This is a genomic window from Mesorhizobium kowhaii, assembly GCF_042431665.1.
GTDB lineage: Bacteria > Pseudomonadota > Alphaproteobacteria > Rhizobiales > Rhizobiaceae > Mesorhizobium > Mesorhizobium kowhaii.
In genome coordinates this window covers 148,871-164,659 of sequence record NZ_JBHLYT010000010.1, presented here as the reverse complement: position 1 = coordinate 164,659, position 15,789 = coordinate 148,871, and the positions used below count along the sequence as shown (strand labels likewise).

Here is a 15,789-nt window from a genome sequence, read left to right as displayed (position 1 = left end):
CGGAATTGCCGGTGATGATGTTGGCGATCGAGTTGCCGGTGCCGTTGATCGAGGCGCCAGTGCGCAGCGCCAGGTTCTCCAGCTCCTGACCGGAGAGGTTGAAGGAGACGTAGGCCTGCACATTGTCGGTGCCCTGGCCGTTGACCTCGATGACATGGTCGCCGGCATTGTCGACATAGTAGGTGTCGTTGCCTTGAGCGCCGCTCATCGTATCGGCGCCGAGAAGGCCGTCGATGATGTTATTGCCACTGTTGCCGGTGATGATGTTGGCGATCGAATTGCCGGTGCCATTGATCGAGGCGCCACCTCTCAGCGCCAGGTTCTCCAGCTCCTGACCGGAGAGGTTGAAAGAAACATAGCTCTGGACATTGTCAGTGCCGCCGCCGTTGGCCTCGATGACATGGTCACCGGCATTGTCGACATAGTAGGTGTCGTTTCCGGTGCTGCCGCTCATCGTATCGGCGCCGAGAAGGCCATCGATGATGTTGTTGCCGCTGTTGCCGGTGATGACATTGGCGATCGAATTGCCGGTGCCGTTGATGGACGCGGCGCTGCGCAGTTGCAGGTTCTCCAGCTCCTGTCCGGACAGGTTGAATGAAACATAGGCCTGCACATTGTCGGTACCCTGGCCGTTCACTTCGATGACATGGTCGCCGGCATTGTCGACATAGTAGGTGTCGTTGCCGATGCCGCCTTGCATGGTGTCGGCGCCGGCACCGCCATCCAGAATATTGGCAACATCGTTGCCGTAGAGTTGGTCCGCATGGCTCGATCCGGTCAGGTTTTCGATGAGGGAATAGCTGTCGCCGTAGGCGTCACCGGTATTGACCTTGTGATTTGAGAGGTTCGCAATGACGCCTGCGGCAGCACTTGCATAAGAGGCCGTATCCGAACCGTCGCCACCATTCAGATTGTCCTCGCCGCCTCCGCCGATCAGCACGTCGTTGCCGAGGCCGCCACCAATGGTATCAGCGTGGGACGACCCAGTAATCGTATTGGCAAGGCCATTGCCAACGATGGCGATTTCGTCAGTAAAATCTGCCCAGTTGGTGAAAGTTGCGGTCGAAAGGCTGAAATTCAACGCTGTCGCATCGAGGTCTATGTGAAGACCATCGGTTAAGCCCGACCCTATATATGTGCCTCCCAGGGCGGCTGACTGATCGACCAGATGCAACATCTCTCCGCCGAAGCTGACGGTGCCGGCATTCGCCAATGCCTCTACCGACGCGCCGTTTCCCGACAGCCCGCCGAGATCGAAAGCGGCCCCTACGGAAATCGCCAGTCCGGATGAATCGGCAATCGAACCCGACCCGGACAGCACCAATGTTCCCGCCGTTATCGTGGTATGGCCCGTATAGGTGTTCAGGCCTGACAGAATCTGGGTTCCCACGCCGCTTTTTATTAGGTTGAGCTCGCCAAATACCGCCGAGCCGTTCGAGATCACGCCTGCAAACTCCTTCACGTCGCCAAGGCTTATGCTCGTCGTCAAGGTGGCCGATGTAACAGTATCGGCCCGGACTTCGCCGCTGCCGGTCAGTCCGGCGATGGTTTGGTCGAAAGCGCTGATATTGAGCGTCGCGCCAGCTTTTACGTCGACGACACTAGTGGCGCTGAAGGCGTGGTCGGCTCCCGCCCGTAATGTTCCGATCGCGACAGTGGTCGTGCCGGAGTAAGTATTGGCGCCTGACAATGTCAGGGTCCCGGTGCCGATCTTGTTTAACCCTGTATGGCTCAAGCTATTCGCGAAAACGCCCGAGAAGGTAGAGCTGCCGGCCTCATAGACGTTCGCGACAACATCGGAAGCGCCGTCGTTGGTGATCAAGCCCGCCCCGGTCAGATGGTTCAGTTCCAGATAGAAGCCATTGGCGTCGAGAACCGCTCCGGCCGCGATATTGGTGTTGGCCAGCCCGTTGGTGAAGGACGCGAACGCCGCGCCCGCTCTCAGTGTGCCGCCGTCAATGGCAAGCGAGCCCGCATCATTGGCGGTGATGCTGCTTGAGGCAAAGAAAATCGTTCCCTTATCCGTCGCGCTGCCAAAATGCACGGCGGTCCCGGCGCCGCCGAGCGCTGCGAAGGTACCGGTCAACGAAAGTGACGTGCCCGTCTGTGCCCTGATAGATGTTGAAACGCCGGCGAGTTCGACCAGATCGTTGGCAAGCGTCGTGCCGCCTGTAGACCGGAACACACTGTCGCCGGCGAACGCGATGTCTCCCGTTCCGAACGCAGCGGCGCCAAACGAAACTGTGCCTTGATTGATTTGCGTTCCGCCCGACCAGTTGTTGGTCGCATCAGACAGCTTCAGGGTGCCGAGGCCGGATTTGGTTAGGAGCCCCGTTCCGGTAATCTGCGCCTGGACGTCGAGGGTCGTGTTGCTTCCGGTTGTTGCAATCAACGTTGCCGCATTGAGCTGCAGCGTCAGCGACGACGCCAGCATGCTTGCCAGTGGATTGCCGGTCGACGTTACGCTGATGATCGCACCGCCCGCGTTGTTCATGATGAGCGAGCCGTTTTCGAGACAGTAATTCACGGTGACGGAACTCGCCAGATTCAAGGTGCCGACCGTGAATGGACCTTGAACCGCCAGGTCGATGTGATGCGTGAGGCTGGCACCGGCGAGATTGCTGAAATCGGCTGTAGCACCGATTGCGTCAGGCACGCCGCCGGTCCAATTTGAAGCGGTGAACCACGCGCCACCTGCAGGACCATTCCAAACCGACATGCTGACCCCCGCCGAAACAGATTCTCAATTGAAGCAGAAGTTTCCTGAGTCGTTGCGGCTGGACGCAGTCTTGGAATCCAACGCTACTCAGGGCCAGGGCGCCTGAATTGGCGCGCTCTGGAACCTGCTTTGCGCCGCCCACTAGGCTTGGCGTGTTGCAATGTCGTCACCCGAAAGAATGAGGTCTCAGAATCCTTCGGCTTGCGTTGAGCTTTTCGAGGCCAAGCTGATATAGGCAGGGACGTGTGGTATCCCTGACTGACAGAAAAGGGAGGGGCAGGGGTGAATGAGCAGGCTGAGCAACGAGTTGCTTTCGTCGATTATTGGCGACATTTACGATTGCGCGCTCAATTCGGAGTTCTGGACCGACGTCATGGTCCGACTCACGGAGGCCGTGGACGCCGCCTATTCAACCATCGCGCTGGCTGATCCCGGCGATCAACATGGACGTTTTGCGGCCCAGTCGCCCTGGGATTCGGAGCAAATGCGCGTTCTCCAGCAGGACTACGGCTTCGAAGACATTCCAGGTCTGAAGGCCGTGGTCTTCGGCGACATCGACACACCGTTATCGACATTGTCGAGCATGAGTGAAGCCGAACTTCAACAATCACCTTTCTACCGGAACTGGGCTGGCCCGCAGGGATTGCGCGAGGGCTGCATCACCAAGTTCGTGCACACCTCGGATCGGATCGGCCTCGTGAGCTTCACGACGCGCGCGAGCAGGGGTGCCGTCACTGCTGAGGAGCAGCGCTTCATAGCGCTCCTTTCGCCGCATTTGCGCCGCGCTTCGCTGATCGGCGACCTGCTCGATCAGGCGCGCGTGACCGCCAGTCTCTATCGCGCGACGCTCGACAATCTTGCATGCGCCGTCGTTCTTACCAGCGCGGATGGCGCGATCCTTTATGCGAACGGCCGTGCCGAGGCGATGCTCTCGACACAGCAGCCCATCTTTTCTAGAAACGGCATCCTCCAGGCACAAAATCCGATAACGGGCCGCGCGCTGCTGAAAGCGATATCGGGAGCCGCTCATGCCGATGCCTCGCTTGGCGCGCACGGCATCGGCTTGCCCTTATCCGCGGCCGGCCAGCCACCAGCCGTTGCCTATGTATTGCCACTGGCCGAGGGGACCGCGCGCGCCGCTTTCCGTCCCGCATGCGCCGCCGTCTTTATCTCGACGACAACCTCGGCCGCGCCGCCCTCGGAGGCGGTGCTGACGACACTGTTCGATCTCACGCCAGCGGAAGTGCGGGTTTTGCTGGCCGTGGGCGGCGGACTGACCACCCAGAAGAGTGCGCTGTCGCTCGGGGTCGGTGAGAACACGATCAAGACCCACCTTGGCCGCATCTTTGCCAAGACCAACACGACGCGGCAGGCGGAGCTCGTCAAGCTTGTCTCTGATATTGGTGCGCCGCTCAGTCCGGGTGCAGACCAATTTTGATCTGATCAAGGCGGCAGGAGCCGGAAGTCGTTGCCCTCGGGCAGCAGCTGCCCGCCATCGACGACAATTGTCGTGCCGGTGATGTAGCTGGCATCGTCCGAGGCGAGGAACAGGAAGTTATTGGCGACGTCGCGCGGGCTGCCCGCTGGCGCCGAGAGCCCGTCACACATTCCTAATGTGGCGGGCTCTTTGCGTTGCCTCCTCACACCACGACGAAATCGGCGTTGGTGAGCGCGAGGTTGGCGGCCAGCGTGGCGAAATGGGTCGAGCCGCCCGCCGCACTGCCGTTGCTGTCATAGTAGAGCCAGCCGGTGTCCGTCTCATAGATGATGTGGTCATCGGAGTCGCCGGCAAGACCGGTGGAGTTCTTGACGAACTGGTTGGCCGTCAGCGTACCGTTGCCGCCAAGCGCTGCGAAGATCGCATTGTCGACCTGGATGGTATCTTCGACCACCGAGAAGTCGGTGATGTGGTCGACATTGGTCGAAGCGTTGAGCGCCGTGGTGAAGACGAAGGTATCGTTGCCGGTGCTGCCGGACAGCGTGTCGTTGCCGAGGAGGCCGTTGATGACATTCGCACCCGAATTGCCGGTAATGATATTGGCGATCGAATTGCCGGTGCCGTTGATGTTGCCGGTGCTTCTCAGCGCCAGATTCTCCAACTCCTGTCCCGACAGATTGAAGGAGACATAGCTCTGCACATTGTCGGTGCCCTGGCCATTGAGCTCGACGACATGATCGCCGGCATTGTCGACATAATAGGTGTCGTTGCCGGTGCTGCCGCTCATGGTATCGGCGCCGCCAAGGCCGTCGATGACGTTGTCGCCGCTGTTGCCGGTGATGATGTTGGCAATCGAATTGCCGGTGCCATTGATCGAGGCGCCGGTCCGCAGCGCCAGGTTCTCCAGCTCCTGACCGGAGAGGCTGAAGGAGACGTAGGCCTGGACATTGTCGATGCCCTGGCCATTGACCTCGATGACATGATCGCCGGCATTATCGACATAGTAGCTGTCGTTGCCGATGCCACCTTGCATGTTATCGGCACCGATGCCGCCGTCCAGAAGATCATTGCCGCCGTTGCCACGGATGGTGTCGTTGCCGGCGTCACCGTACAGGGTATCATTTCCAACCCACTCGGGAACGTCAGAGTCATCCCCCTCGATCGTATCGTTACCGCCCCGCCCATGTATAGTATCGTTGCCTTCCGATCCCCTCAGCCGGAAGTCATCACCGTTAAACCCATACATCAGGTCATCGAATGCGGACCCTCGAGCTATGTTGGCTCCAGAGAAAGTGTCGTGGCCAATAAAGGTCTGGCCTGAAATTCTGTCAGTGGCCGTTCCGGCCTCCAGATCCAATGTCACGGCTCCGCCGGCCTTTTTGTAACTGATGACGGCCGCGTCCACATTGATGAACTGGACCGTATCGTCCCCAGCACTCAGCCGCACCTCAAGGTGATTGCCGTATTGCATCGTGTAGCTTGAATCGACGATAAATTGATCATTGAAGGCACCATCCTGGATCGCTGACACTCCCGATACGCGGTCGATCCCACCTTCTCCATCCTGGACAAGGAAGCCATTGGTATTGGTCCCCCCTGCCAACCCTCCAAATGAACCAGCCGAGAAGTTGCCAACTATACTCGTGGTCGCAAAATCATATCGAGCGACGACAAAATTGTTCTGGGGGTCGTAGTTGTCGATAACAATTATTCGGTCATTCCCAGCCCTGCCATAAACGTAACCTTGACCAGAAATCAGTATTGTGTCGTTTCCGCTGCCAGCGTCAATGTCGTCGAATGCATCAACCGTATTTTCTCCAGCGTAGATGAAATCATCACCACCTTGGCCAGATATGTTATCGGTTGCCGAAGTACCTATAAGCGATTCACCTGCGTCTGTTCCATTGATGTTAGCCATTGTCCCCACCTCCATATTTTTAGCAATCGCAAATATATGCGCTCTTTCGAGGTCGTTTTGCAATTTTTTTTTCGGCTTCCAAGTTTTCGATAATTGTCAAAACCGTATTGGAAATATGCCGCTTGGAGCGCTTGTTGGGCTAGCGATTGGTCAAACGCCGGACCGCCGCAACCATCATTGGTGCCAGTTAAGGATTGCAAGGCTTGCGCCGAGAGCCCGTCACACATTCCTGATATGGCGGGCCCATGTGGCGGCTGTTTGCGTTGCCTCTTCACACCACGACGAAATCGGCGTTGGTGAGTGCCAGGTTGGCGGCCAGCGTGGCGAAATGGGTGGAACCACCCGCGGCACTGCCGTTGCTGTCATAGGTGAGCCAGCCCGTGTCGGTCTCGTAGATGATGTGGTCATTGCCGTCGCCGGCAACGCCGTTGGTGTTCTTGACGAACTGGTCGGCCGTCAGCGTACCGTTGCCGCCAAGCGCTGCAAAGATCGCATTGTCGACCTGGATGGTGTCGTCGACCACCGAGAAGTCCGTGATGTGGTCGACATTGGTCAAGGCGTCGAGCGCCGTATGGAAAACGAAATTGTCGCTGCCAGTTCCGCCGATCAGTGTATCGTTGCCCAGGTGGCCGTCGAGGATGTCGTTGCCCGCGCCGGCAGTCAGGGTGTTGTCATGCTCGCCGCCATATATCTGATCCGCAAACTGCGTACCGGTGACATTGCGGATAGTGGCTACGGTATCCGTATTCCCAAACGAATCCGTTGCGGTATCGGCTGCCAACCCCAGTTGCGAGCCGACTCCCCAGAGATTGACGAGGATACCATGTACGGCGCCGCTGCTGACGTCGGTACTGTAGTCGACCGTGTCAAGGCCGGAATTGCCATTGATAGTGTCATTTCCACGTCCACCAATCAGCCTGTCGTCGCCTGAGTTGCCGTTGATGATATCATTTCCGTCTCCCCCAATGAGCGTGTCGTTCCCGTCCCTGCCGCTTATTGTATCGTTGCCGCCTCCACCGATGAGAATGTTGACGAAACCATCGCCGTTCAATGTGTCGCCACCACTGCCGCCGGTGACATTCTCGATGTTGCGAATGGTATCTTCCGCGATCCCGCCGATCGTGACTTGAGCGTCAACGGACTTGGTTAGACTTACAGCAACAGCAGCGATTTGGTTGCTGTAGTCGGCCGTGTCGAGACCATCTCCACCATCCATAACATCATGACCGAGGCCTCCTCTGAAGATGTCGTTGCCGCCGAGACCCACAAGTGTATTTGCACCATTGTTGCCAGTGATGATGTTGGCAATGGAATTGCCGGTGCCGTCGATGTTCGCCGATCCAGCCAGCGTCAGGTTTTCCAGTTCCTGGCCTGAGAGATCGAAGGAAACCGCGCTGTTGACCGTGTCAGTGCCCTGGCCGTTGAGCTCGACCACATGGTCGCCGGCATTGTCGACGAAGTAGGTGTCGTTGCCGATGCCGCCTTGCATGGTGTCGGCGCCTTCCTTGCCGTCCAGCGTGTCGTTGCCGCCAAGGCCGGTCAGCGTGTTGACGCCCGAATTGCCGGTCAGCGCGTTGGCCAGGCTGTTGCCGGTGGCGTTGATCGAGGCCGCACTGCGCAGTGCAACGTTCTCGATATTGCCTTTGAAGTGGTTGCCATCGCTGAGGTTGATCGAGATATAGCCATTGACGATATCGGTGCCGTTGGCGCCGACGGTGCTCTCATCGACGAGATCGCCGGCATTGTCGACGAAGTAGGTGTCGTTGCCGGCCCCGCCTTGCATGGTGTCGGCGCCACCCTTGCCATCCAGCGTATCGTTGCCGTCAAGGCCGATCAGCGTGTTGACGCCAGCGTTGCCATTGAGAACGTTGGCGAGGGAATTGCCAGTTCCGTTGATGTTTGCCGCGGCGATCAGCGTCAGGTTTTCCAGTTCCTGGCCTGAGAGATTGAAGGAAACCGCGCTGTTGACCGTGTCGGTGCCCTGGCCGTTGAGCTCGATGACATGATCGCCGGCATTGTCGACATAGTAGGTGTCGTTGCCTTGAGCGCCGCTCATCGTATCGGCGCCGAGAAGGCCATTGATGATGTTGTTGCCACTGTTGCCATTGATGATGTTGGCAATCGAGTTACCGGTGCCGTTGATGGACGCGGCGCTGCGTAGCTGCAGGTTCTCCAACTCCTGGCCGGAAAGGCTGAAGGAGACGTAGGCCTGGACATTGTCGGTGCCCTGGCCGTTGAGCTCGATGACATGATCGCCGGCATTGTCGACATAATAGGTGTCGTTGCCGATGCCGCCTTGCATGGTGTCGGCGCCTTCCTTGCCATCCAGCGTGTCGTTGCCGCCCAGGCCGGTCAGCGTGTTGACGCCCGAATTGCCGTTCAGCGCGTTGGCCAGGCTGTTGCCGGTGGCGTTGATCGAGGCCGCACTGCGCAGTGCAACGTTCTCGATATTGCCCGTGAAGTGGTTGCCGTCGCTGAGGTTGATCGAGATATAGCCGTTGACGATATCGGAGCCGTTGGCGCCGGCCGTGCTTTCACTGACGATATCGCCGGCATTGTCGACATAGTAGGCATCGTTGCCGATGCCGCCCTGCATGATGTCGGCGCCGCCGAGCCCGTCGATGATGTTGTTGCCGGAATTGCCGATAATCAGATTGGCGATGGAATTGCCGGTACCGTTGATGTTGCCAGTGCCGATCAGCGTCAGCTTCTCCAGCTCCTGACCGGAGAGATTGAAGCTGACAGAGGCCTGCACATTGTCGGTGCCCTGGCCGTTGAGCTCGATGACGTGGTCGCCGGCATTGTCGACATAGTAGGTGTCGTTGCCTTGAGCGCCGCTCATCGTGTCGGCGCCGCCAAGGCCATTGATGGTGTCGTCGCCGCCATCGCCCTCCAGTTGGTTCTCACCATCATCGCCAGTAAGAATGTCGCCAAACATGGTGCCGCGAACGTCTTCAATACCCGTCAACGTGTCGGTGTCGCCGAATCCGTCGACAGCGCTGCCTGTGTCTAGATTGACAGTTACCCCCTGGTTGCCGCCGTACCGCGCGTCTTGGCTGTAATCCGCCATGTCGCGGCCGCCGGCGCCATTGATCAAATCGTCGCCTGCAATACCTCGGATTCTGTTGCTCCCGTCGTCGCCAGTGAGTGAATCGTCACCGAGGCTTCCTCGGATCCGCTCAATCCCGATGAGTGTGTCGGTGGACGTGCCATCCCCATAGACCTCCACCGCCGTGCCCAAGGCCAGGTTCACTGTCACGGAGATGAGATTCTGGTCATTGGCATAGTGCGCTTCGTCGCTGCCGCCGCGTCCGTCGACAAGGTCGTTGCCGCGGAAGGAACGGATAATGTTGTCTTCGTCATCACCGAGAAGCGTGTCCGCGAGATCAGATCCGGCGATGCCGGAAATGCTGGTCAGCGTGTCGGTATCGCCGAACGTATCCGTCGCGGTCCCGGCAGCCAGATCGACGGCAACCCCCTGCGGGCCACCCTCACCGGCGTACCAGACGTCATCGAAATCGCCCTGGCCGTCAAAAGTGTCATTGCCTGCCCCGCCGTGGAACACGTCCGAGCCATCGCCGCCGAGCATCGTGTCATCGCCGGCGCCGCCGTGAAGTTCGTCTTCGCCGTCGCCGCCCTCGATTGTATCGCTGCCGTCGCCCCCGGTCAGCGTGTCGTTGCCGCCAAGCCCAAGGATGGTGTCGTTGCCGCCCTCGCCATTGATCACGTCGTCCCCGGTCTCGAGCGCCGGGTCCCCGCCCTGGGGACCGCCAGACATGAAATCGTCGTCCGCCGTGCCATTGATGACATCGTTGCCATTGGTTCCAAACCTGTCGGCCATTTCACCCTCCCAGATACTTCAATGCAGTCGAAAATCGTTCATTGAGAACTTATGTGTGGAGCGACAGAAGCGCGCTTTGACCGGACAGGGTGGGATCGCTTTCGCCCGGTCAGAGCGATCCGGAACCGCCTGAAGCCAATACAGCGTGTGGCGACGCTTGTGATGCTCATCCCTGACGCTTCAGTGATCGTTGTTGGTGAAAGCGCGACCGAGAGACTGCCAGAAACGGTCACCGTGTCGTTGCCGCCGCCGCCATCTATGGCATCGGTTGCTTCTAGGTGATCTCCCACAACGATCGTGTCGTCCGCGGCGCCGGCCGTTACGGCGTCAGAACTGCTGTTGCGAAAATAGAAATAGTCGGCTTGGTCTGACCCCGTCAGCTGATTAGAAGTATCGAAACGAACGACGCTACCGTCGGCGAACGCGAAATCGGCATCCAGCAATTCATCTATGGTGACAGCAGCGAGCGTGACCGTAGTGCCGTTGCACGTCACTGCCACATCCGAGCCAAGCTGCATAAGCGTCAGCTTGCCGGCAGAGAACAGTCCATCGAAGCTTAGCTGATCCTCTGAAAAAGAGAACGAAACTGTCGTTCCGGCTGCATCGGCAAAATTGATGATGTTACCCATTATTGCCTACTCGATTACTTGGCGGACGTAGGTATTACGTTTCTTGCTGACGTCTAAAAAAGTTGAGTTAACAAATTTGTACGGAGATTGTCGGTATCGGCGATGTTTATGGGCGCCGCAAACCCAGCGGGCTTCCCCTGAAAGGCCGAGAACTTAAGATAGAGCATGCGATCAATCTATCTCGAACAGAGTCTCGGAAGACCATTCAGGAAAGCCGGTCTTTGATGCCGTACTTGGCGGCCTTATTATCTTGGCGGCCTTATTATTTTTGGCAACTTGCTCACCATGGTACACATCCCTCACAATACCATGGGGTTTTACCCGGTGATGGGAGTAACTCGGAGCTCGCTGCTGGCGGTTAATCCGCTCTGCGCAACAAGTGACCCACTTCGGATGGTTGAGGCCTCCCGAATTTATCTCCGCAGCCGCCCTTTTTTGGGTAGCTTCCCCAGTTTTTCCCTCATTTTAGCGATATCTTATTTAAGGTTAATAGTCCAATACTTAATTCGGAGGTAGCTGTGGCCGTGGAAGGCAGATCGCCCCCGTGCCCGCGCCTTTTACTATCCGTCGTAGCGCAGGCGCGCGCATCCCTAACATTCGGCGTCACACCACCACGAAATCGGCGTTGGTCAGCGCGAGGTTTGCGGCCAGCGTGGCGAAGTGGGTCGAGCCGCCCGCCTCAACGCCGTTGCTGTCATAGGTGAGCCAGCCGGTATCGGTCTCGTAGACGATGCGATCATTGCCGTCGCCGGCAAGGCCGGTTGCGTTCTTGACGAACTGGTCGGCAGTCAGCGTGCCGTTGCCGCCAAGTGCGGCAAAGATCGCATTGTCGACCTGGATGGTGTCGTCGATGACCGAGAAATCGGTGATGCGGTCGACATTGGTCGAAGCGTTGAGCGCGGTGGTGAAGACGAAGGTGTCATGGCCGGTGCTGCCGGACAGCGTGTCATTGCCGCCAAGCCCGTTGAGGACGTTGTTGCCACTGTTGCCGGTGATGACATTGACAGTGGAATTGCCGGTGCCGTTGATCGAGGCCCCGCTGCGCAGCGCCAGGTTCTCCAGTTCCTGACCCGACAGGTTGAAGGAGACGTAGGCCTGCACATTGTCGGTGCCCTGGCCGTTGAGCTCGATGACATTATCGCCGCCATTGTCGACATAGTAGGTGTCGTTGCCGATGCCGCCTTGCGTGGTGTCGGCACCGGCCTTGCCATCCAGCGTATCGTTGCCGCCGAGTCCGGTCAGCGTGTTGACGCCAGCGTTGCCGTTGAGAACATTGGCGATCGAATTGCCGGTGCCGTTGATAGCAGCCGATCCTGTCAGCGTCAGGTTTTCCAGCTCCTGTCCCGACAGGTTGAAGGAGACGGAGCTGAAGACGCCGTCGGTGCCCTGGCCGTTGAGCTCGATGACATGATCGCCGGCATTGTCGACATAGTAGCTGTCGTTGCCCTGAGCGCCGCTCATGGTATCGGCGCCGCCAACGCCGTCGATAACGTTGTTGCCACTGTTGCCAGTGATGAAATTGGCGATGGAGTTGCCGGTGCCGTTGATCGAGGCTCCGCTGCGCAGCGCCAAATTCTCCAGTTCCTGTCCGGAGAGGCTGAAGGAGACATAGGCCTGCACATTGTCCACGCCCTGGCCGTTGAGCTCGATCACGTGATCGCCGGCATTGTCGACATAGTAGGTGTCGTTGCCTTGAGCGCCGCTCATCGTGTCAGCGCCGCCAAGGCCATCGATGGTGTTGTTGCCGCTGTTGCCGGTAATGGTGTTGGCAATGGAATTGCCGGTGCCGTTGACGGAAGCCGATCCTGTCAGTGTCAGCTTCTCCAGCTCCTGACCGGAGAGATTGAAGGAGATCGTGCTGTTGACCGTATCCGTGCCTTGTCCGTTGAGCTCGATCACATGATCGCCGGCATTGTCGACGTAAAAGGTGTCGTTGCCGAGGCCGCCGCCCATCGTGTCGGCGCCGGCGCCGCCATTGATCGAGTCGCTGCCGCCGAACCCATAGAGCACGTCGTGCAGCGGCGTTCCGTTCAGCGTGTCATTGCCAGCCAGCACAAGATTCAGGAAGCCGGTCGTGTCATTGTCGAGGACGAAGCTGGCAACGGCGGCGGCCGCTGCGTTCATGCCGGTGACCTGCGCCACCGTGCTGCCAGCCAGCACATACAGGATGGATGTGACCGTTCCACCGGTAGGGACACCGTCGTTATTATAAGTGAATCCAGAGCCCTGAAAGAGTGTGTAATTCGACGCGTTGTTGTTGCGGCTATGCTCAAGGCGGCAGGAGCCGGAAGTCGTTGCCCTCGGGCAGCAGTTGACCGCCATCGACAACAATTGTCGTGCCGGTGATGTAGCTGGCATCGTCCGAGGCGAGGAACAGGAAGGCATTGGCGACGTCGCGCGGGCTGCCGAGGCGGCCGAGCGGGATGGAGTCTTCCATGTTCTTGATATAGGCCGCGCCGCGATGCAGCTCGATGGCTTCGGTGAGGATGTTGCCGGGTTCGACGCCGTTGACGGTGATGCCGTAGCCGGAGAATTCGAGTGCTGCGGCTCGGATGAAGCCGTTGATGCCGGCCTTGCTGGCCGAATAGTGGCCGTGGCCGGGGCTGGTCACGTGCGGCCCGGTGATGGAGGAGGTGTAGAGCATGCGCCCGTAGCGCTGCGCCTTCATCGGCACCAGGGCGGCGCGGGTGGCATTGAAGGTGCCGCGCAGATTGACCGCCATGACGCGGTCCCAGTCGTCCGCGCTGGTGTTCTCGATCAACTGCCAGGGATAGATGCCGGCATTCTGCACGACGATGTCGAGGCGGCCATGCTGTTCAAGCGCCAGCGCCACGGCGGCCTCGGCCTCGGTCATCAACGAAATGTCGGTGCGGATGAAGGGGACGCCCAGTTCGGCCGCGGTCGCTTGCCCGGCCGCAACCTCGGTGTCGGCCAGAACAAGCCTCGCACCCTCTTCGGCGAAGCGCAGCGCGATGCCCTTGCCGATGCCGCGGGCGCTGCCGACGATCAGCGCCACCTTGTCTTGTAGTCGTCCAGTCATGCGAGCCGTCCAGTCATGCGAGTCTTTGGCGAATGGTTTGCTTGAAAGCGTCGAGCAGCACGGCGGCCAGCACCAGCAGGCCATGGATCACCTGGGTGAAGTTCGCCGGCAAGCCCATCAGGTTTATCGCCGTGTTGATGGCCGACAGCAGCAGCACGCCGGCATAAACGCCGGGCAGGGTGCCGACACCGCCCTTCAGGCTGACGCCGCCGATGACGACGGCGGCGAAGGCATTGAACAGCAGGCCGACGCCGAGATTGGCGGTGGCGCCCGAGGTGCGGATGGCCAGCAGCCAGCCGGCAAGGCCGGCGATGGCGCCGGCAAGCACGAAGGCGATAATCAGGTTGCGGTTGACCCGGATGCCGGCGCGGAAGGTTGCCGTCTCGTTGCCGCCGATCATGACGAGGTGCCGGCCGAACGGCGTCTTGGCCATGATCAGCGAGAAGACGACGAAACAGGCAATCGCGATCCAGGCGGTGAGCGGCAGGCCGACGAGGCGCTGGATGCCGAACCAGCGGATCGCCGGCGCAAGATCCTGCGCCGAGCGGCCGCCCGAAATGACCAGCACGAGGCCGCGCACCCAGATGTAGGATGCCAGCGTGATGATGAAGGCGCTCATCTTCACCCGCACCACGAGATAGCCATTGAACGCGCCGATGAGGCCACCGACGGCCAGCGCCAGCAGCAGCGAAGCCGGAACCATCAGCCATTCCGGGTGCAGTTGCACGCCAAGCCCGATGCCCGAGGAACAAAACAGGATGCCGACCGCCATGGCACTGAGCGCCGCAACCGATTCGACCGACAGGTCCATGTGGCCCGCGATAATGACCAGCGCCAGGCCGATCGACATGACGCCGAGCACGCTCGAGGCCTCGATGATGTTGGCGAAGATGCCGAGTTGGAAATAGTTCGGGATGAAGAGCGAAAACACCACCAGCACGAACAGCAGCATGAACCAGACGAGGTTGTCGAGAACGAACTCCAGGGCATGGCGCGTGCGGGGGTTCATGGGCTGATCCGGCTGGCACGTGACCCCGAAAATCAATTCGATTTTCGAGAGGGATCATGCGCGATTGGAATTGCGGGGGTTGGCTCCGGGCCGAGGTGGCCCGGAGCGTTTTGTGCGACGGGCCTATTCGACCGACTTGATGGCCTCCGTCGACGGCTTCTGGTTGCCCCAGAAGGCCGGGTTGTCGACGTTTTCCTTGGTGATGGCGGCACCGGGGATCTTGATGTTCGGCCCCCAGGCTTCCTTGGTCACGGTCGATTTCAGGCCGAGCACATCGTATTCGCCAGGCTTGATCTCTTCCTTCTTGACGATCTTGTCCATGAACATGGCGACGGCCGCGGCTTGCGCGTAGAGCGGTTGCTCGACCTCGACGTTGAGCCAGCCCTTGCGGATCAGGTCGAGGCCGACCGGAGCGCCGTTCGAGCTCATCAGCATGACGTCGCCCGGCTTCTTGCCGGCAGTCTCGAGCGAGGCGACGGCAGCAACCGACAGGTGAGCGGCATGGCTGAAGATCAGGTCGATGTCGGGGTTTGCCAGCATCTGGTCGGCGACGATGGTGCCGGCATTGCTCGCTTCCCATTGCATGGCCGGAAGCGAGATGATCTTGACGTCCGGGAACGCCTTCATCTTCTCCTCAAAGCCCTTCTGGATGTCGAGCGTATAGGGATCGCCGGGGTCGCCGAGCACCTGCAGGACCTTGCCCTTGACCGAGCCGTTCTTGGCTTTCAGCAGCTTCTCGGCCTGGTCCGCGGCGACGTAGCCGATCTCGACCGTTCCGGCCACCGAGGTGAAGTCGGAGGGCGTCGAGGTGATCTGGCGGTCGAACTCGACCACCGGGATGCCGGCCGCGCGTGCTGCTTCAATGGACGGCTTCAAGGCATTGAAATCGACGGCGGCGAGGATGATCGCCGCCGGCTTCAGTGCAATGACGTCGTTCATCTGCGACTGCTGCGCGTCGGTCTTGTTGTCGGCGTTCAGCGCCTTCATCTCGTAGCCGACCTGCTTCAGGAACAGCTCCAGCGCACTCACCGAGCCGGTCTGGAACTCGTCGAGCAATGTCGGCACCATGTAGTAGACAGTACCTTTGGACTGGGCGAATGCCGGCATAAGCGTGGCAAAGGCCAGTGCCAGGATACCGAAGACAGCAAGAAGTATTCGCTTCATGTCGTTCGCTCCTGTTAAGCCGGACCCCTCT

At 59.5% G+C, this 15,789-nt stretch carries 9 protein-coding genes and 1 pseudogene; 1 reads left to right on the top strand and 9 read right to left on the bottom strand.

Features of this window, described 5'->3' with window-relative positions:
- On the bottom strand, window positions 1-2,656 hold a 2,656-nt coding region (locus ACFFNA_RS11735; protein WP_378918315.1), incomplete at its 3' end, for a beta strand repeat-containing protein.
- A 349-nt stretch (window positions 2,657-3,005) separates the two neighbouring features.
- Here ACFFNA_RS11735 and ACFFNA_RS11730 point away from each other — a divergent pair.
- Window positions 3,006-4,157, top strand: a complete 1,152-nt coding sequence (locus ACFFNA_RS11730; RefSeq protein ID WP_378918313.1) for a LuxR C-terminal-related transcriptional regulator — start codon at window positions 3,006-3,008, stop codon at window positions 4,155-4,157.
- Between the two features lie 5 nt (window positions 4,158-4,162).
- Here ACFFNA_RS11730 and ACFFNA_RS11725 read toward each other — a convergent pair.
- The 8 genes and pseudogenes from ACFFNA_RS11725 to ACFFNA_RS11690 all read right to left on the bottom strand — a co-directional run.
- Window positions 4,163-4,300 (bottom strand): annotated as a pseudogene (locus ACFFNA_RS11725) (SDR family oxidoreductase); the annotation flags it as partial.
- Window positions 4,301-4,359: 59 nt separating this feature from the next.
- The gene (locus tag ACFFNA_RS11720) at window positions 4,360-6,138 is read right to left on the bottom strand and encodes a calcium-binding protein (protein WP_378918311.1); all 1,779 of its coding nucleotides are present in this window, start codon (window positions 6,136-6,138) and stop codon (window positions 4,360-4,362) included.
- A 208-nt stretch (window positions 6,139-6,346) separates the two neighbouring features.
- The gene (locus ACFFNA_RS11715) at window positions 6,347-9,916 is read right to left on the bottom strand and encodes a beta strand repeat-containing protein (RefSeq protein WP_378918309.1); all 3,570 of its coding nucleotides are present in this window, start codon (window positions 9,914-9,916) and stop codon (window positions 6,347-6,349) included.
- A gap of 38 nt (window positions 9,917-9,954) precedes the next feature.
- On the bottom strand, window positions 9,955-10,545 hold the full coding sequence (locus tag ACFFNA_RS11710; RefSeq protein WP_378918307.1) for a hypothetical protein: 591 nt from the start codon (window positions 10,543-10,545) through the stop codon (window positions 9,955-9,957).
- A 603-nt stretch (window positions 10,546-11,148) separates the two neighbouring features.
- A complete protein-coding gene (locus ACFFNA_RS11705; protein ID WP_378918305.1) occupies window positions 11,149-12,669 on the bottom strand; it encodes a beta strand repeat-containing protein in 1,521 nt (506 codons plus the stop codon).
- 145 nt (window positions 12,670-12,814) lie between these two features.
- Window positions 12,815-13,585, bottom strand: a complete 771-nt coding sequence (locus ACFFNA_RS11700) for an SDR family oxidoreductase (RefSeq protein ID WP_378918303.1) — start codon at window positions 13,583-13,585, stop codon at window positions 12,815-12,817.
- 13 nt (window positions 13,586-13,598) lie between these two features.
- Window positions 13,599-14,594 (bottom strand): ABC transporter permease, encoded by a 996-nt coding sequence (locus tag ACFFNA_RS11695; protein WP_378918301.1) that lies wholly within the window; start codon window positions 14,592-14,594, stop codon window positions 13,599-13,601.
- A gap of 123 nt (window positions 14,595-14,717) precedes the next feature.
- A complete protein-coding gene (locus ACFFNA_RS11690) occupies window positions 14,718-15,758 on the bottom strand; it encodes a sugar ABC transporter substrate-binding protein (RefSeq protein ID WP_378918299.1) in 1,041 nt (346 codons plus the stop codon).
- Window positions 15,759-15,789 lie beyond the last annotated feature (31 nt).